The 18,382-nt window shown below is 59.3% G+C and carries 15 protein-coding genes; 5 read left to right on the forward strand and 10 right to left on the reverse strand.

All coding sequences use genetic code 11. The annotated features are described in order from the left end of the window. Positions 1–297 precede the first annotated feature (297 nt). The 3 genes from HPDFL43_RS14565 to HPDFL43_RS14575 all read left to right on the forward strand — a co-directional run bounded on the left by HPDFL43_RS14565 (position 298) and on the right by HPDFL43_RS14575 (position 3,327). Positions 298–1,560: a PQQ-dependent sugar dehydrogenase gene (locus HPDFL43_RS14565; RefSeq protein ID WP_007198136.1), complete on the forward strand. Its 1,263-nt coding sequence runs from the start codon at positions 298–300 to the stop codon at positions 1,558–1,560. An 8-nt stretch (positions 1,561–1,568) separates the two neighbouring features. Beyond that, positions 1,569–2,138 (forward strand): c-type cytochrome, encoded by a 570-nt coding sequence (locus HPDFL43_RS14570; RefSeq protein ID WP_245271053.1) that lies wholly within the window; start codon positions 1,569–1,571, stop codon positions 2,136–2,138. 295 nt (positions 2,139–2,433) lie between these two features. Then, the gene (locus HPDFL43_RS14575; RefSeq protein ID WP_007198138.1) at positions 2,434–3,327 is read left to right on the forward strand and encodes an AEC family transporter; all 894 of its coding nucleotides are present in this window, start codon (positions 2,434–2,436) and stop codon (positions 3,325–3,327) included. A 39-nt stretch (positions 3,328–3,366) separates the two neighbouring features. Here the strand turns inward: HPDFL43_RS14575 and HPDFL43_RS14580 are convergent, their stop codons facing one another. The 5 genes from HPDFL43_RS14580 to nadA all read right to left on the reverse strand — a co-directional run bounded on the left by HPDFL43_RS14580 (position 3,367) and on the right by nadA (position 10,645). Beyond that, positions 3,367–4,701, reverse strand: coding sequence for an NAD(P)H-dependent oxidoreductase (locus HPDFL43_RS14580; protein WP_007198139.1), 1,335 nt, complete (start codon positions 4,699–4,701; stop codon positions 3,367–3,369). Positions 4,702–4,894: 193 nt separating this feature from the next. Then, entirely contained in the window at positions 4,895–6,685 is a 1,791-nt protein-coding gene (locus HPDFL43_RS14585; protein WP_007198140.1) for a methyl-accepting chemotaxis protein, read from the reverse strand. Positions 6,686–7,042: 357 nt separating this feature from the next. Then, positions 7,043–7,918, reverse strand: a complete 876-nt coding sequence (gene nadC / locus HPDFL43_RS14590) for a carboxylating nicotinate-nucleotide diphosphorylase (RefSeq protein WP_007198141.1) — start codon at positions 7,916–7,918, stop codon at positions 7,043–7,045. A gap of 3 nt (positions 7,919–7,921) precedes the next feature. Then, positions 7,922–9,517: an L-aspartate oxidase gene (locus tag HPDFL43_RS14595; RefSeq protein WP_007198142.1), complete on the reverse strand. Its 1,596-nt coding sequence runs from the start codon at positions 9,515–9,517 to the stop codon at positions 7,922–7,924. A 48-nt stretch (positions 9,518–9,565) separates the two neighbouring features. After that, positions 9,566–10,645: a quinolinate synthase NadA gene (gene nadA / locus HPDFL43_RS14600; RefSeq protein WP_040449258.1), complete on the reverse strand. Its 1,080-nt coding sequence runs from the start codon at positions 10,643–10,645 to the stop codon at positions 9,566–9,568. A 400-nt stretch (positions 10,646–11,045) separates the two neighbouring features. Here nadA and HPDFL43_RS14605 point away from each other — a divergent pair, with 400 nt between their 5' ends. Then, the gene (locus HPDFL43_RS14605) at positions 11,046–12,281 is read left to right on the forward strand and encodes an MFS transporter (RefSeq protein WP_007198144.1); all 1,236 of its coding nucleotides are present in this window, start codon (positions 11,046–11,048) and stop codon (positions 12,279–12,281) included. Positions 12,282–12,585: 304 nt separating this feature from the next. After that, complete coding sequence (locus HPDFL43_RS14610) at positions 12,586–14,577, forward strand: PhoX family protein (RefSeq protein WP_007198145.1); 1,992 nt, start codon at positions 12,586–12,588, stop codon at positions 14,575–14,577. Between the two features lie 87 nt (positions 14,578–14,664). Here HPDFL43_RS14610 and HPDFL43_RS14615 read toward each other — a convergent pair whose 3' ends face one another. From HPDFL43_RS14615 to lepB, 5 genes are read right to left on the reverse strand one after another with little or no spacing between them, the layout of a single operon-like run. Continuing rightward, positions 14,665–15,174: a PaaI family thioesterase gene (locus HPDFL43_RS14615; protein WP_007198146.1), complete on the reverse strand. Its 510-nt coding sequence runs from the start codon at positions 15,172–15,174 to the stop codon at positions 14,665–14,667. Beyond that, positions 15,171–15,941 (reverse strand): DNA repair protein RecO, encoded by a 771-nt coding sequence (gene recO, locus HPDFL43_RS14620; protein ID WP_007198147.1) that lies wholly within the window; start codon positions 15,939–15,941, stop codon positions 15,171–15,173. Before recO ends, HPDFL43_RS14615 begins: the two co-directional genes overlap by 4 nt. Before the next feature lie 18 nt (positions 15,942–15,959). Continuing rightward, on the reverse strand, positions 15,960–16,898 hold the full coding sequence (gene era, locus HPDFL43_RS14625; protein ID WP_007198148.1) for a GTPase Era: 939 nt from the start codon (positions 16,896–16,898) through the stop codon (positions 15,960–15,962). Beyond that, positions 16,882–17,616 carry a ribonuclease III gene (rnc, locus tag HPDFL43_RS14630; protein WP_007198149.1) on the reverse strand — a complete coding sequence of 245 codons (735 nt, stop codon included), beginning with the start codon at positions 17,614–17,616 and terminating at the stop codon, positions 16,882–16,884. The genes era and rnc overlap by 17 nt, the downstream gene beginning before the upstream one ends. Continuing rightward, positions 17,613–18,359 (reverse strand): signal peptidase I, encoded by a 747-nt coding sequence (gene lepB / locus HPDFL43_RS14635; RefSeq protein ID WP_040449259.1) that lies wholly within the window; start codon positions 18,357–18,359, stop codon positions 17,613–17,615. The genes rnc and lepB overlap by 4 nt, the downstream gene beginning before the upstream one ends. Positions 18,360–18,382: the final 23 nt, after the last annotated feature.

An 18,382-nucleotide genomic window follows, 5' to 3' on the forward strand; every position in this document is an offset into this window, starting at 1 on the left:
AATTGCATCAAGTCCGGGATCAGGCTCCATCAAGTGCCTGGAGTCGGCAGACTGTTTCTCTGAGCCCGTTCGAGAGCTTCCGGAGTTTGTGTCAAGACAACGCCTCGCGGGCATGGCGGACATGCTGATCAACGCACGGTTTGGCAGCCAACAGTGTTTGATCAAAATATAATCACGATGCCTGAAAATAAGTCAAAATCATTGACAGTTTCACCAACATAAAGCGATGATCGCTCTTTGGTGGCGAGATCGACGTAAAGACGGCAGGCCGCTTCACCAGAATAACGGGAGGAAGATATGACGCATCGCAAGGTTTTTGCAGGACTTCTGCTCGGAACCATGTTGGCAGGGCCAGCTCTGGCTCAGGACAACATGGAAAAACTCACCAACATGCAAAAGACGGACGCAACATTTACGTTTGTTGATCAGGAGGGAGATCGGGCAGAGGCGCTCAAGGCGATTATTGAGCACATCAATGTGCCCGATGGTTTTGAAGTCAGTCTCTATGCCGTGGTCCCGGACGCACGGTCGATGGCGATGGCACCGCAGGGGACCGTCCTCTTTGCAGGAACGCGGAAAGACAAGATGTGGTCCATCGTCGATCGTGACCGTGACCGGGTGGCCGATGAGGTCAAGGACTTCGCACCCTCAATAACCTTCGACATCCCAAACGGGCCATGTTTCTCGCCCGACGGCTTTCTCTACATCGCCGAGCGCAACCGCGTTCTTGTTTTCCCGGCAGCCGAGTTTTTCTTCGAAGGCCCGGATCCGGCTGTTGGCGTGGTTGTCGATCAGGGCAAGCTGATCCCGGTCGAGGAGGAAAGCTTCAACCACACCGCACGGGTGTGTGACATCGGCCCGGACGGCAAGCTCTACATCTCGCTCGGTCAGCCGCACAACGTGCAGCCGGTTGAGAAGCTTGAGATGTATGACGAGACCGGAATCGGCGGGATCATCCGGATGAACACCGACGGGTCAGGGCGCGAGGTGTACACCCGCGGCGTGCGGAATTCGGTCGGCCAGGACTTCAATCCGGAGACGGGGGAGCTTTGGTGGACCGACAACCAGGTGGACGGTATGGGCGACGATATCCCCCCGGGTGAATTGAATCGCCAGACCGAGGCCGGCCAGCACTTTGGCTTTCCCTGGACCAATAGCCGGGTCGAGATCCCCGATTACAAGAGTGTTCCAAGGCCGGAGGGCGTGACCTTTGTCGAGCCGCAGCTCGAACTGACCGCGCATGCGGCGGACCTTGGAATGCGGTTCTACCATGACCAAAGCTTCCCGGAAAAATACCAGGGCGGCATCTTCTGGGCACAGCATGGCTCGTGGAACCGGACCACACCTGTTGGTGCGCGGGTCATGTTCACAGCGCTTGATGAAGAGGGCAACGCTGCCGGTGCCGAAATCTTTGCGGATGGCTGGCTCAACGAGGATACCGGCGAGTACCGTGGCCGGCCGATGGACATCGAATTCCTGCCCGATGGCTCGATGCTGATCTCCGACGACTTCGCCGGGGCAATCTGGCGCATCGCCTACAATCCTGCAACTTCGGAATGAGGTTTGCAGTGACAGCCATTCTCGGCGGGCTCTTGCTCGCCGGGACTGCTTTGGCTGGCGAATTTCCTGTTGGCGACCCCGTCGCCGGCAAGGCAATCGCCGGCCAGTGCAGAACCTGCCACGGTCTCGACGGCTATGCGAGAATTCCGATCGCACCGCATATCGGCGGCGAGCCGGCATCCTATCTTCGCAATCAGCTGACCGCGTTTCGCGACGGAACGCGAACGCATGAAATGATGACGATCGTGGCAAAGATGCTGACCGATGAACAGATCGACGATGTTGCGGCGTGGTTCGCCTACCCCATTGCCACCGCAACCTTGACTGCGGATCCCTCCGGCGCGCCCCAGGCTTGCATCGCCTGCCATGGTGCCGATGGCATTGCCGTAATCGAGGACGCGCCAAACCTGACTGGTGAGACCAATATCTACATCGACACCCAGCTCAAGGCCTTCCGCCTCGGCAAGCGCACCCACGAGGTGATGAGCGCCATTGCGGCAGAGATGAGCGATGCTGAAATCCGCGCCGCCGCAGACTGGTATGCGGGCGTCAAACTGGACATTACCGTGCCGAATTAGAAAGTTCGCGGTTTCATTGCCGCGCAAAGATGCGCAAAGGACGCCCGTCTTGCGGATTGCGGCCCGGGATCGAGCTTGCGGTGTTTTCCAAGCTGGCGCAAGAATTCACTCCATCAGACTGCTTCCATTTCAAAATGACCGGCTCTTCGCCAGGCCTTGCCAAAGACTGCCGATCTGCGACAAGAGGGGGCTCCTCGACACCAACGAGACTAGAGGCTGGCTTGCCGATCCCGACCGATCCCCCGACTGGAACTGTGCCGGGCAAAAGCAAGCCTCGATTCATACGGCCCCGATCATGATCCCCATTCTCTCGGTTCTCATTCCCACCATGGGCGTCATCACCCTCGGCCGGGTGTTTCGCGAGCGGCTCAGCGTGGATGCCTGGCGTGGTATCGACCGCCTCAATTTCGAGCTGTTGTTTCCATGCCTGATCTTCTCTGCAGCCGCATCGCGTCCGATCTCGCTTGATGACGCCGCAGTGATCGGAGCCGGCGTCTGGATCATCCTCGCTCTGGGCTTGTGTCTCGGCTGGCTGCTCAGACCTTTCGGGCCTGAGAAATTCCTTGATTTCGCAGGCGCATGGCAGACCGCCTGGCGGTTCAACACGGCCATCGCCTTTGTGGCCGTCAGCGCCGTAGGTGATGCCGCGACACTGATGTCGGTGGCCGTTGGCTTTGCCGTGCCGCTGGCCAATGTCTTTGCCATTTCAGCGCTGTCGCGCGGCAGCGGACTGGGGCCATTGGGAGTTCTCGGCCGGATTGTGCGCAATCCGTTTTTCATAGCCTCGGTATCGGGCATGCTGGTGGGGGCATCCGGTCTGTCACTGCCCGGAGTGGTTCAACAGGGCGTCGACTATCTCGCAGGCGCCGCCATTCCCATCGCGCTGATGGCCGTTGGCGCCACCATGGACTGGGGCGCACTCGTCAAGCTCAACCGCTTTACCGGCGGCATTACCGCGATCAAACTGGTGATCCTACCCGCCCTGACCTGGGCCGGCGTCACCCTTGCCGGGTTGCCGCAGGCGCAAGCCAATGTGCTGGTGGTGTTTTCGGCCCTGCCGACAGCCTCGGCAGCACATGTGCTCGCATCGGTCTACGGTGCGGAACGGCGGCTTCCCGCCACGTTGATTGCGCAATCAACGCTGCTCTCGGCCGTAACGCTTCCGCTCTGGATCTACTTCCTGACCTGACAGCTTTCCAAAACCGGCAACCCAACCGTTACGCATCGCTCAGGACAGTGTTTCCATCCATTTGCGCAGCTTGTAGGCAGTGGTTGTTTCGTCAATCTCGACATCCTCGAAGCGCACCGGCTCACCATCGGCGATGGCGTGTTTGAGCTTGACGTTGTGCGCCAGACCCAGTGGCAGATACCCCGCAGCAACAGAGGCCTGCGCCGGGCGCAGACCCCCAGTCACGGTATAACCGCCCTCCCCGTCAAGAATCTCGCCGGCGGCCAGATCCCGCTTGGCGATGGCCGCAACATCGCCATTGAAGCATCGTGCAACGCCGGTCGGCTCGCCGCGCAAACCGACCGAGGCGACCGACACTGGCAGTTCCAGCCCGATCAGGTGCCAGCGCTTGTAAAGCGAGGAATAGCGCCCGCTGTCGTCGGTCCGGACCAGGTATTCCTGAAAACAGTTGCGCAGATATTCGGTCTCGCCTTCAAACACCACCCAGACGCCCTGCCTCACATCATAGGGCACGGGCTCGCCCTCAAGCGTCAGTGAGGACGCGACCTCGACCATGCCCTTCTGCTCTAGTGCACCGCCCTCTGACACCGGCCGCATGATGTTGGCCAGATCCTCCGCGCCTCCGACCGGAAACTGAAGGCCATTGGCGGGCACCAGCAGACCGGTGGCATTGGCGATCGCCGAGGATTCGATGGCCGGTTTGGAGCCATCCAGGAACGAGTTGAACATCTTTGGATTGAGCCGGCCGCGCTCGGCCTTTTCGCGACTCACGCCCCAATGGTCCCAAACCGTTTCCGGTGTCGATTTGCGGAATTCGGGCAGCCATTTGTGCCCGCGTCCGGCCGCAGTGACGTTGAAGCCGCAGCTGCGCGCCCAGTCGACCAGATCGCAGGTCAGCGCCGGCTGATCGCCATAAGCCATGGAGTAGATAACCCTGGCTTCCTCAGCCTTCCTGGCGAGTGCATAGCCACAGAAAGCATCCGCCTCGACGGTCACATTGATCACATGCTTGCCATGCCCGAACGCGCCCAGAATATGGTCGATCGCAGCCACCGGTGCACCGGTGCATTCAATCACGATGTCGATGGCGGGATGGGCCACAAGTGCCTGCCAGTCATCACCCACATGGGTAGTCCCGGTCTGCGCCGCTGCATCAAGCGAAACGGCCCCGAACTGTTCGCCTGTCCAGCCGACGAACTCCATGTTCGAGCGCGCACTCGCGGGTGAGAGATCCGCAACACCGATCAGATGAATGCCAGCAAGCTTGCGAACTTGCGACAAGAACATTGTTCCGAACTTGCCGGCCCCGATCATTCCGATGCGGATCGGATTGCCATCCTCCGCGCGTTTGTTCATCATTGAAAACAGATTCATGTAATGTGCTCCTCCCAAAGCCAGCCTATGTCCCTAGCGCTCCGAACCCAAGCACCAATTCTGCGAAGGGGTTTCTTCGATCAACAGCAAACGCGCGGGATCAGGAAAGTCCCACAAGACGGAACCAGACAGTAAAAAAGGCGCCGTTAAGCGCCTCTTTTGCTGTGGATTTCAGATGAGATCACCTTCGGGATCAGAACTCTTCCCAACTCGCGTCTTCTGCCGCTGCGCTCGCAGCACCTCCACCGGTCGAAAACGCTTTGGCCAGTGTCTTGTTCATCTCCCGGGCCGGCGAAGCGATCGGCTTTTCCTTTCCGGAACTGGCTGCGGGCTGGGGCTTGTACTCGACCGGTTTCGATGCTCCGCCATAAGAAGCCCCCCCACCGGTCTTGAATTTGCTCAGAAGCGTTTTCAGCGCAACGGATTCGGATGCAAGAGACTGAGTTGCCGAATTGGATTCCTGCACCATGGCGGCGTTCTGCTGGGTGCTTTGGTCCATGGAGTTGACGGCGACATTGATCTCTTTGAGACCGGTCGTCTGTTCACGCGCAGCCTCGACAATGGCAACAACATTTCTGTTGATGTCCTGAACCTGACCGACAATTTCCTCAAGCACTTCACCAGTGCGCCCCACCAGGGACACCCCTTGCTTGACCTGATCGCCGGATTTGTTGATCAGCGTCTTGATCTCCTTGGCCGCATTGGCAGATCTCTGCGCCAGCTCACGCACTTCCGTGGCAACCACCGCGAAGCCCTTGCCGGCCTCGCCAGCGCGCGCAGCCTCAACCCCGGCATTGAGGGCCAGCAGGTTGGTCTGGAACGCAATATCATCGATCACACCAATGATATTGCTGATCTGGTCTGAGGACGTTTCAATTTCCCCCATGGCCAGGATCGCCTCCTTGACAACCTGGCCAGAGCGCTCTGCGTTTTCCTTGGTCTTGCCAACCAGTTCGCCGGCCTCTTCCGCCCGACGGGTGGAATCATTGACCGTAACCGTGATCTCCTCAAGCGCTGCTGCAGTCTCTTCGACCGATGCTGCTTGCTGTTCTGTGCGCTTGGAAAGATCGTCCGCACCCGATCGGATTTCCTCGGCTCCAGACGCAATTGCATCGGCGTTGCTGCCAATAGAGCTAATGGCGGCGTTCAACTTGGAAATGGATTCGTTGAAATCGCGGCGCAGCTTCTCCATGTTCTCGGGGAATTTAAGGTCAATGCGCTGTTCAAGGTTGCCATCTGCCAGCTCCCGGAGCGCCTCTCCGAGTGCGTTGACGGCACGCACGCGCGCAGTCACATCGGTAGCAAATTTGACAACCTTGACGATGTTTCCGTTTTCATCAGGAATCGGGTTGTAGGAAGCATTGATCTCGACAACCTTCCCACCCTTGCCATAACGGGTGAACTCACCAGCATTGAACTTGCCAGAACGCAATTCTTCCCAGAACAAGCGATAGTCGTCGCTCTTGGCATAATCGCGGTCAACAAACATGCTGTGATGTTGACCAACAATCTCCTCGAGGCTGTAACCCACCGCATTGAGAAAATTCTCATTGGCGTTGATAATCGTCCCATCAGGGGTGAATTCAATCGTCGCCTGAACCCGGCCAATGGCGGCCATCTGCGCGGCATAATCGACATTGAGCAAACGTTCCTTGGCATTGGCCCACTCGACCACAAAACCCAAGGTCTTGCCTCTTTCCGTCAGCGGAGTGACCAACAGATCGAACGCATAGCTGCCGACACGAATGGTCGCGCTGTGTGGTTCCTTCATCGCGCTGAGCATGTTGCGCTGATGCGATGGGTTTTTGTGAAAGACATCGATGTTGCTGCCAACAAGCGTATCAACGCTGAAAGCTGGAAGCTCCGCCTTGAGCTCCGTTTCTGCTTCGCGAAGCATCGTTTTAACGGAATCATTGAGATACGTGATGTTCAGATTGCTGTCAGCGATCATCACGTTGGCGCGCAATCCAGCGATTGCCAGCATTTTCGAGCGCGCGTCTTTGCCTTGAAAACCGTACACAATGCCCTCCTGTTTCCGCGTAGCGGTTCGATAAATCGCAATCAAAAATGAGGTAGAAGCGTAAACAAATTTATAACCATGAATACAATTTTGAGAAAATTGCACATAAATTAGTCAGGAAAATTATCTCGAAGATAGTCTTTAAATTCGCAATTTCAGATAGTTAGATCATGATTTCATTGTATACAGTTTGCCTTAGCAATCGAGAAAACTATCTTTTCCGGAACCCGATTGCAGCCGAACTGAAGAACGGTGTCTGGAGCGGACGAAGCGGTGCGTCGTCACACGATATCGCAGAACAAAAACAAGAACGCTTTGAGATCAAACAATTGCCATGTCCAACCCGATATCGAGCGTAGGTGCAGCCATCGTAATCTTCGAGGTCGAGATATAGTCCACACCGCTTTCGGCGATGGCCTTGATCGTGTCGAGATTGACATTGCCCGAGGCTTCAAGCGTGATCCGGCCAGCGCCCCTGGAAGTGTTCATCGCGACCGCCTCCCGCAGCATGTCCGGCGCCATATTGTCCAGCAGGCAGACATCGGCGCCCTCAGCGAGCACCTGGGCAAACTGCTCCAGCGTATCGACTTCAATTTCAATCCCGACCAGATGCCCGGCGAAGGCCTTGGCCGCCTTCAACGCCTCAGCGATGCCGCCCGCGACCGCAATATGATTGTCCTTGATCAGGATCGCGTCATCCAGGCCATAACGATGCGACGAGCCACCGCCGCAGCGCACGGCGTATTTCTCCACCGCCCGCAGGCCAGGAATGGTCTTGCGGGTGCAGGTGACCTTTGCCTTTGTGTGCGCAATAGCATCAGCAAAGCGCGCGGTGTGGGTGGCGATGCCGGAGAGATGCATCAGGTAATTGAGCGCCACCCGTTCGGCTGACAGCAGTCCACGCGCAGGCCCAAAGATCCTGGCAATCATCGTTCCCGGTTCCACCCGCGCGCCATCCACCGCCAGCGCTTCGAAGCGCATTTCCGGATTTGTCAGCCGGAACGCGGCCGCAGCCAATGGCAGACCGGCGATGACACCGGCCTCGCGGCTGTTCATCTGAGCCGTCGCCTGTTTGTCCGGACCAATGGTGGCGTTGGAGGTGATGTCACCGGCGCGGCCGAGATCTTCCAGCAATGCGGCCCGCACCTGCTCCTCGACCATCAGGCCCGGCAATTCGGGAAGAAATGCAGTGCTCATGTCTCAGCTCTCCAGGAGGTCGGGGATGACGGCATTGGCCTGATCAAGCGTCAAGATCGTCCGCCGCTTCCAGTCCGGGCTTTCATCCGGGTAATCGGTGCGGAAATGCCCGCCCCGGCTTTCAAGCCGGTTGAGTGCCGACACCGCAATCAGTTTGGCCGTGGTGATGACATTGTCAAACCGCACCGAATGGCTTTCGCGCGCCAGATGCAGGATGGTGGCAAGCGCCTCGCGCATGCCCTCGCAATCGCGCAGCACACCAAGATGCGCGCTCATGGTCTGGCGCAGCGTCACCATATTGGGGTGATCATTCTCAGTCAGATATTCGCTTGAGTTGACCGACCCGTCCCGCCAGCCAGGCGGAGCCTGGCCGCTCATCTCGGCACCCAGCCGGCCGGCAATGCGGGCGGCGAACACCACGGCTTCCAGAAGCGAATTCGACGCCAGCCGGTTGGCCCCGTGTGCGCCGGTTGAGGTGCATTCGCCACAGGCCCAGAAACCCGGGAGTGACGAACGCCCGTCCGCATCCGTCCAGATACCGCCCATGAAGTAGTGCGCTGCCGGGATCACCGGGATCATCTCAGCCGACGGGTCGATGCCCGCGTCCTGGCAGTAACCGAACACGGTGGGGAATTCCGCGGCGAAATCATGCACCGCCGTGCGGCAATCGAGAAATGCGCCGCGGCCCGCTTTCACTTCGGCAAAGATGCCGCGCGCCACCACATCGCGTGGCGCAAGTTCTGCATCCTGGTGCAGCTTGAGCATGAAGCGTTCACCGGCCGAATTGTGCAGCGTGGCGCCATGGCCGCGCAGCGCTTCGGTGGCAAGAGGTGCGGGATCCTTGCCGACATTGATCGCAGTGGGGTGAAACTGAACGAATTCCATATCCGCCATCCGCGCCCCGGCACGTGCCGCCATGCCGATACCGCCGCCACGGGCTTCGGTTGGATTGGTCGTGACCTCATAGAGATGCCCTATGCCCCCGGTCGCCATCACAACATGGCTCGCCGTGAGCCGGTGCAGCGTCTCGCCACTGCCTGCATGATCACGCGCCACCACGCCGTTGACACGGCCATTCTCGGAGATCAGATTCTCGACCACATAGCCTTCAAGCACCCGGATCGACGGTGTCTTGCGAACCGCTGCAACCAGGGCCTCCATGATCGCGCGCCCGGCCATGTCGCCCTTGACGCGCACGATCCGGCTTTGCGAATGCGCAGCTTCACGGCTGACGGCCAGGTGCCCTTCAAGATCCCTATCAAAGGGGACCCCATAGCCAAGCAGATCAAAGATACGGTCCGAGGCTTCCGATGCCATCATCTGGATGATCTGCTCATCCACAATGCCGTCACCGGCGATGATCGTGTCATGGACGTGACTTTCGACCGTATCGCCAGGCCCGACCGCCGCCGCGATGCCCGCCTGCGCCCAGGCCGAGGACGCACCCCGCCCGATGGGGGCTGCCGCCAGAATGGTCACAGCCTTGGGCGCGAGTTTGAGCGCACAGAACAGCCCGGCAAGGCCACCACCGATGATGATCACATCATCAAAGCCCTTGGACGGCTTTGGTTGATAGGCGGCGACAGCAGTCGATGCCATGGCAGGCTCCCTGAAGGAACGACCGGAGACAGGCCCCGGGCCCTTACCCTAGTTCTTCAGATTGATCATCCGCTCGACCGCCTGGCGGGCGCGATCGGCAATGGCCGGGTCGACGGTGACCTCTTCGGTCATCATCAAAAGGCTGTCGAGGATCTTGGGCAGCGTGATGCGCTTCATGTGCGGGCACAGATTGCATGGCTTGATGAACTCGACGCCCTCAACCTCGCTCTGGATGTTGGATGCCATCGAGCATTCGGTGACCAGCAGCACCCGCGGCGGACGGTTGTCCTTGACGTAGTTGATCATTCCGGCCGTCGAGCCGGAGTAATCGCACACGGCAATCACGTCCGGGTGGCATTCGGGATGGCCGATGATCTCGATGGTCGGATCGGCTTCCTTGTAGGCCAGCAGTTCTTCGGCCGTGAAGCGCTCGTGCACCTCGCAATGGCCCTTCCAGGTCAGGATCTTCTTCGAGGTCTGCTTGGCGACATTCATCGCCAGATACTCGTCGGGAATGCACAGCACCGTATCGGACTCGAAGCTTTCGCAAACAGCAACAGCGTTTGAAGAGGTGCAGCAGATGTCGGTTTCCGCCTTCACGTCAGCGGAGGTGTTGACGTAGGTCACCACCGGTACACCGGGATAGCGCTCCCTGAGCAGCCGCACATCGGCGCCGGTGATCGAATCCGACAGCGAGCACCCGGCTTTCGCATCCGGAATCAGCACGGTCTTGTCCATATTGAGAAGCTTCGAAGTCTCGGCCATGAAATGCACGCCGCACTGGATGATGATCTCGCCATCCACCAGCGTCGCCTCGCGCGCCAGCTGCAGCGAGTCTCCAACGATGTCGGCAACACAATGGAAGATTTCCGGGGTCTGGTAATTGTGCGCGAGGATCGCGGCCCCCCGCTCCTTCTTGATGCGGTTGATCGCGTGCACATAAGGCGCATAGACCGGCCATTCGATTTCCGGAATATGGTCGCGCACACGCTCATAAAGATGCGCCGTCTCGCGCGCCACCGCAGGCGTGTATTTGAGCTCCGGCCGCTCCAGGGTCCCAAACCTCTCCGCCGCACTCACCAGGCGCTTACCCGCCCTGCCACCGTTGGTCGTGTCCAAACGGGTCATTGCAAACCCTCCCGTCAAATCAATTATGCTCATTTTGAGCATAATTGCATCCAAAAGAAACCGGCAATGCCGGTGAACAATTTACATAAGGCGTCGAATGGCTGATTGCAAGCGAGCAGGCAGACCACCCGACGGGTTCGCGAACAACGCAGCCCTTGTCCTGGCGCGTGCCATTTGGCTGAGATGAAACCAAATGGCGCAGCACCAGTCCCTCTGTCAGAATCGAAGGAATTGTGGTCTTCATCCAGCGCTCGCGCAAGGGCAACACCAGCAAACATCACCAAACCGGCAAGCCTGCGCAAGGGCGACTGATCAATTCCATTGATCAAAAACTACAAATATATGCGCTTGTCCAATGCGTTGGATTGCGTAAAGTCGCGCTTCAGATCAGGAGCCTTCCATGTCCGTCAAAAGCACTGCCTCAGCCAGCCCGCCATTGCCGTGGCTGATCATCATTTCCGGCTGCCTGATCGCACTGCTGTCATTCGGGCCACGTTCGGCGATGGGTTTCTTCCAGTTGCCGATGCTCGCCGACACCGGATGGGACCGGACCACTTTCGGCCTCGCCATGGCGATCCAGAACCTGTTCTGGGGCATCGGACAGCCGATCTTCGGGGCAATCGCCGACAAATATGGCTCCTGGCGCGTGCTGGCCCTGTCAGCCCTGATCTATTCTGCGGGGCTGTTGATGATGGCAAATGCCGACAGCCCGGTGTGGCTGCATATCGGCGGCGGCGTGCTGGTGGGCCTGGGCATCGCCTCGGCCTCATTTGGTGTGATTCTTGCGGCTTTTGCCCGCAATGTGGCACCCGAGCAGCGCTCTCTTGCCTTTGGCTTCGGAACCGCCGCCGGCTCGGCAGGCATGTTCGTTTTCGCGCCCCTGAGCCAGGGACTGATCGATGCGCTCGGCTGGTCGGATGCGCTGGTCTGGCTCGGAATCATGATGCTGATCATCCCGGTCATTGCCATCCCGCTGCGCGGCAATTCATCGTCCGGAAGCCAGAAGCAGACCGACATAGAGCAGACCATCGGCGAAGCGCTGCGCGAAGCCTTCGGCCATCGCAGTTTCGTGCTGCTGGTGTCGGGGTTTTTTGTCTGCGGTTTTCAGGTTGCCTTCATCACCGCCCATTTCCCCGCCTATCTCGGAGACATCAACATACCAGCCACCTACGCGGTGCTGTCGATAGCACTGATCGGCTTCTTCAACATCATCGGCTCGCTCGCCTCCGGCGTGATCGGCCAACGCCATTCAAAACCTGTTTTCCTGTCGCTGATTTACATCGGCCGCTCGATCGCGGTCACCGCCTTCCTGCTGCTGCCGCAGACACCGACCTCGGTGGTTGTCTTCGCCATCGTCATGGGATTGCTATGGCTCTCCACCGTCCCGCCCACCAACGCGTTGGTGGCGATCATGTTCGGCACCCGCCATCTGGGAATGCTTGGAGGCGTGGTGTTCTTCTCCCATCAGGTCGGCTCCTTCCTGGGGGTCTGGCTCGGCGGCTATCTCTATGACATTTTCGGCTCTTATGACCCGGTCTGGTGGTTGGGCGTGGCGCTCGGGCTGTTTGCAGCCGTGGTGCATTGGCCGATCCGGGAACAGGCAGTCGACCGATCCGCACTGGCGCCAGCTGAATAAGCTCTTCCAATCAACGCCTTGCGGTCCAAGTGACCGCAGCTCCCGCCCGGCTTATTGCTGAAACGCTCACGGACCGGATCGACATGATCCGCGGCCTAATGGATTGCGTTGTTTGTTTTTCTGACAGGAACGAGATCCTGGTCAGACTGGTAAAGGATAGGCTGCGTTGTCGCGCAAGACCTCCAGCAGGCGGACTTGATGCACACAAACAATGCGCGCTGCGACACGTAATTTGTCATACGCCTGTTACTGAAATTGGTACATTTGCTGCCATCGGGGTCATGTCAAAACGATGGAGATAGCCATGAACGAGATGTTCAAGCCAGAAGACGAGATGATCAACCTTACCGAGATCCGCGAAGCCGAAGAAGATGTCGGTCGCAACACCTCGGACAATCCAACCATGGGCGATGTCATCAATCGCCGCTTTTCACGCCGCGGCTTCCTTGGCGGATCGCTGGCCGTCACCGCCATTGCCACCACCGTCAGCCCATTGGCGCTGATGATCGCTGATGAGGCCCGTGCCGAAGGCGTGAGCGCATTCTCCTTCACCGAAGTCGAGGCCGGGGTCGACGAAACCCATCATGTTGCCGAAGGCTACGACGCCGATGTGCTGCTGCGCTGGGGAGACAAGGTTTTCGCCGACTCGCCCGAGTTCGATCCGATGAACCAGACCGCTGAGAGCCAGTCCAAGCAGTTTGGCTACAACAACGATTATGTCGGCTTCATCCCGCTCGATGGTGCTGACGACCATGGCCTGCTGGTGGTCAACCACGAATACACCAATGCCGAACTGATGTTCCCCAACTGGGCTTCGATCGGCAAGGATGGTGAAGGCAAGGACAAGGTGATGATGGGCGAGTTCACCAAGGACATCGTCGACATCGAAATGGCGGCCCATGGCGGCACCGTGATCGAAATCCGCAAGGAGAATGGCAAGTGGGTACCGGTTCTTGACGGCACCATGAACCGCCGCCTTCATGTGGGAACCGAAATGGCGCTCTCCGGTCCGGCCGCCGGTCACGACCGTGTCAAAACAAATGCAGATCCTTCAGGCACCAAGGTCCTCGGCACGCTCAACAACTGCGCCGGTGGCGTCACCCCCTGGGGCACATGGCTGATGGCTGAGGAAAACTTCCACGGCTACTTCGTCGGAGAACTGCCCGAAGGCCATCCCGAGACCGTGAACTACGAGCGTTATGGCGCCCCAAGGGGATGGTACAATTGGGGCACTCATCATGACCGCTTCGACGTTTCCAAGGAGCCCAACGAGCCCAACCGCTTCGGCTGGGTGGTCGAAGTCGACCCGACGGATCCCAATTCTGTGCCGAAGAAGCGGACTGCACTGGGCCGCATGAAGCACGAAGGCGCTGAAAGCGTGCTCAACAAGGATGGCCGCGTGGTGTTCTATTGCGGCGACGACGAGCGTTTCGACTATGTCTATAAGTTCGTCACCGCAGGAACCTACAATCCGGACGACCGTGCAGCCAATATGGACCTGCTCGACGATGGCACGCTCTATGTGGCGCGCTTCAATGCGGACGGTACGCTCGACTGGATGCCACTGGTTCATGGAGAAGGCCCGCTCAACGCCGACAACGGCTTCACGAGCCAGGCCGATGTGGTGATTGAAGCCCGTCGCGCAGGCGATCTTCTGGGCGCCACCAAGATGGACCGCCCCGAAGACGTTCAGCCCAACGCAATGACCGGAAAGGTCTATTGCATGCTGACCAACAACACCCGCCGCAAGGCTGGCGACGAGAACGCCGCCAACCCGCGCGCCGACAATGCCTTCGGTCACATCATCGAAATCAGCGAAACCGATGGCGATTTCGCCGCCACCAAGTCGACCTGGGAAATCCTGATCAAATGCGGTGATCCGTCTGTTGCCGAAGTCGGCGCCAGCTTCTCCTCCGCCACCACCAAGGATGGCTGGTTCGGCATGCCCGACAACTGCGCCATCGACGCCGATGGCCGCCTCTGGGTATCCACCGACGGCAACTCGGCCAAAAAGACCGGCCGCACCGATGGCCTTTGGGCCGTTGACACGGAGGGTGATGCTCGCGCCACCTCCAAACTGTTCTTCCGGGTTCCGGTCGGCGCCGAGATGTGCGGTCCGCTGTTCGATCCCACCGGTGAAACAGTCTTCCTCGCTGTTCAGCATCCGGGCGATGAAGGCCTCGCCACTTATGAGCAGCCCGCCACCCGCTGGCCTGATTTCCGCGATGACATGCCGGTGCGCCCGGCTGTTGTGGCGGTCACCAAACAGGGCGGCGGCAAGATCGGCATGGCCTGATCATCAACGCAGTCAGGAAATCGAAAAGGGCGCTCCCGGGCGCCCTTTTTGCATGCTGCGATCATTTTTCCTGCCGCGGATTGCGCCTCAGCGCATCAGCTTGGCGATCGGAAAAATCGCGCAGGTCTCGGTCCCATGGGCCAGAAGCTTGCCGGCTCCATCGCGCAGATAGGCCTCCGAGGTGGCGGTTGTCCTGCCACGATGCACCACCCTGCCCTCACAGACGAACTCTCCCGTATCGGGCAGGATCGGCCGCGTGAGATTGACCTTGAATTCCACGGTCGTGTAGCCCTCACCCGGCACCAATGTGGTCATCACCGCGCAGGCAAGTGCTGAATCCATGATCGTCGCTGCCCATCCACCATGCACGGTGCCGAGCGGATTGAGATGCTCGCCATTGGGCGCGCCGGTAAAGGCAACGGTGCCCTCCTCCACCTTGCTGAGCCAGAAATTCAGCGTCCGGGCGATTGTCGCACCGGGCAGCCGGCCCTCAAGAATGCCCTGCATTACCGACAGACCGCTCTCCCGCGCCACCAGATCAAGCGGCACCACGCCGGCAGATTGCAATGAACGAAAATCCGTCGCGTCATCATTCATGGCAATGTTTCCTGGGTTTCATCATCGGATGCAGTCACCTGCGACATCGCCTTGAGCGCCGCAGTGCAAAAACTCTCGCGGCTGATCGGCGCTTCAATGCCACGTGGCTCGAAGACATGACGGTCGAGGAAATACCCCGACAACTTGAACCCGTGCGCCAGCATCTGAGCATCACCGCAAGCCTGAGACCGGTCAGCGAGAAACGCCGGCAAGGCCAGCATTCTCTCCGCCCATGGCGCACCGGCCGCCGCCGAAACCGCACGGCCTGACTTGGGAGACACATAGACAAGATCTTCGCTTGCCCCGGTCGCAGCACAGGCCGTCAGATCAAGCCCGAAGCCAAGGTCCTCAAGCACCGCGAGTTCGAAACGCACATACAGCGCACCGGCTTCCTCAGGTGCATCGAAACTGTCGAGGATCACGGCAAAGGCATCGTGCAATCGCGGGTGGGAATCCCGCTCCGGCAACAGGCGCAGCAGCGCGGCCATCGCCTGCACACCGTGAACACCGATGGCGCTTTGCATCAGCCTTCCGGCGCGCGCATTGATCAGCTCCACCTGGTATTGGCCGAGATGCTCATCAAGTCGGGCGCGCCACACCAGATCCACTGAATTGCCGGGCTGGAGCACCGGTTGCAGCCGCTTCGAGCGGCCACCACGGACAATGCCCATGTGCCGGCCATGGGCATGGGTCATCACCTCGGCAATCACCGAGGTTTCGCCATGCTTCCTCAGGCCAAGGATGATTCCCTCGTCACGCCACTCCATGGCAACGACATTGACTGCTCATTGGGGAAATTCAAGCCCGATCTCACGGTAGCGCTCGGGATCATTGCCCCAATTGCTCCGGACTTTGACAAACAGGAACAGATGAACCTTCTGCTCGAGAATATCGGCAATCTCCTTGCGCGAAGCCTGGCCGATCGCCTTGATGGTCTCGCCCTTGTGACCAAGAACGATCTTTTTCTGGCTGTCGCGCTCGACATAGATCACCTGCTCGATCCTAACCGAGCCGTCCTTCTTCTCTTCCCAGCTCTCGGTTTCCACATGCGAGGCATAGGGCAGTTCCTGGTGGAGGCGCAGATAGAGCTTCTCGCGGGTGATTTCAGCCGCAAGCTGGCGCATCGGCAGATCGGAAATCTGATCTTCCGGATAGTACCACGGCCCCTCGGGCAGGGTCCGCGCAAGGTAGTCCATCAGGTCGGCACAGCCTGATCCGGTAAGCGCCGAAATCATGAAGGTTTCGTCGAACTGGGCCTTCTCGTGGCATTGCGCCGTCAGCGCCAGCAGCGTGTCGCGCTTGACCCGGTCAACCTTGTTGAGAACCAGGATCTTGCGCTGGTGCACATCGGCGAGCGAATCCAGCAGGGCCTCCGCATCGCCCTTGATTCCACGCTCGGCGTCGATCAGCACCAGAACCATGTCGCCGTCCTTGGCGCCGCCCCAGGCGGTTGTGACCATCGCCCGGTCAAGCCGCCGCTTGGGCGCAAAGATGCCTGGTGTGTCGATGAACACGATCTGGGCGCGCTCGTGAATGGCAATGCCGCGCACGATCGCCCGCGTGGTCTGAACCTTGTGAGAGACGATCGACACCTTGGCACCGACAAGCTGATTGACCAGCGTCGATTTGCCCGCGTTTGGCGCACCGATCAGCGCGACAAACCCGGATCGGGTCGGCCCTTCCGGCGGTGTGGAAGGAACATCGGTTTCAGGTGTCTCGGTCATTGTCTTGTCCTGACGGGCGTTGCCAGACGCCTTCACGTTCGAGTACGGCGGTGGCGGCGGCCTGTTCGGCAGCGCGCTTGGAGCTGCTTTCGCCACTGGCCGGCTTGGCCCCATTGATTTCAACAGTCACGGTGAAGACAGGCTCATGGTCAGGGCCCGCGCGATCGGTCACCCGGTAGACCGGTGTGACGCCAAAGCGCGCATGAGCCCATTCCTGCAGTTCGGTTTTTGCGTCACGTCGCGCCCCGTCCTCTGCCAGCGCCCGCGCCTTCCAGTGCTTGTGGATGAAAGAGCGCGCAGCCTCGAGACCTGCGTCAAGGTAGATCGCCGCAATCAGCGATTCCACCACATCGGCACGCACATTGGCCATGCGTTTGCCGGTGAGTTTCTTCACGTCCGCACCGGTGCGGATAAATTCATGCAGCCCCAGATCATCGGCCACTTCACTGCAAGTCTGGGCACTGACGAGCTGGTTCAGCCTTACCGACATTTCGCCTTCCGTGGCGTTGCCGAAATGGCCGAACAGCAACTCCGCCACACAAAGCCCAAGCACCCGGTCGCCAAGAAACTCCAGCCGTTCGTAATTGCCATTCGTGTTGGTCCTGGTGCTGGCATGGGTGAGTGCACGCTCAAGCCGGACCGGGCTGCTGAACTGATGGCCGATCCGCTCTTCCGCCCGGGCTATCAGATCTGCCTGTTTTTTCTGCGCGCGGCTCATCGCTGTGCGGATTTGAAGAACCGGTCAAAACGCAGATCGGTTGGCCATTTCCAGATCTCCAGCGGCGAGGCATCCTCGGCAATGGAGAAGAAGATTATGGTGGCACGGCCGATGAAATTCTCTAGTGGCACAAAACCCACATCAAACCGGCTGTCCTGCGAGTTGTCCCGGTTGTCACCCATCATGAAGTAGTGACCTGCGGGCACGACAAACTCACGTGTGTTGTCGCCCGGCGAATTCGGATTGAGATCCAGTGTGGTGTAGGTCACCCCATTGGGCAGGGTTTCGCGATAGATCGGCACATCGGTGCCGCGGTTGTAGCGGCCCTCTGGCGTATAATTCCCGACCAGCTCTCGCTCCACTGCATTGCCGTTGATGAAAAGGACCCCGTCCCTGACCTGGATCCGGTCCCCCGGAAGCCCGACAACGCGTTTGATGTAGTCGAGCTTGGGATTGCTCGGCAGCCTGAACACCGCCACGTCACCGCGCTCGGGTTCATCCGACCAGATCCGTCCCGAGAAAAGGTCTGGCGAAAAAGGCATCGAATACTTCGAGTATCCGTAGGAAAATTTCGAAACGAACAGATAGTCACCAACCAGCAGCGTCGACATCATCGAGCCGGACGGAATGCTGAAGGGCTGGAAAAACAGGGTGCGGATGATCACTGCAAGCAGCAGCGCCTGGATGAGCACCTTGACGTTTTCCCAAAGGCCGCCGGACTGGTCTTTCGTAGATTCTGACACGCGTGATTTTCCTTGGATATGGC

This window comes from Hoeflea phototrophica DFL-43, assembly GCF_000154705.2.
Taxonomy (GTDB): domain Bacteria; phylum Pseudomonadota; class Alphaproteobacteria; order Rhizobiales; family Rhizobiaceae; genus Hoeflea; species Hoeflea phototrophica.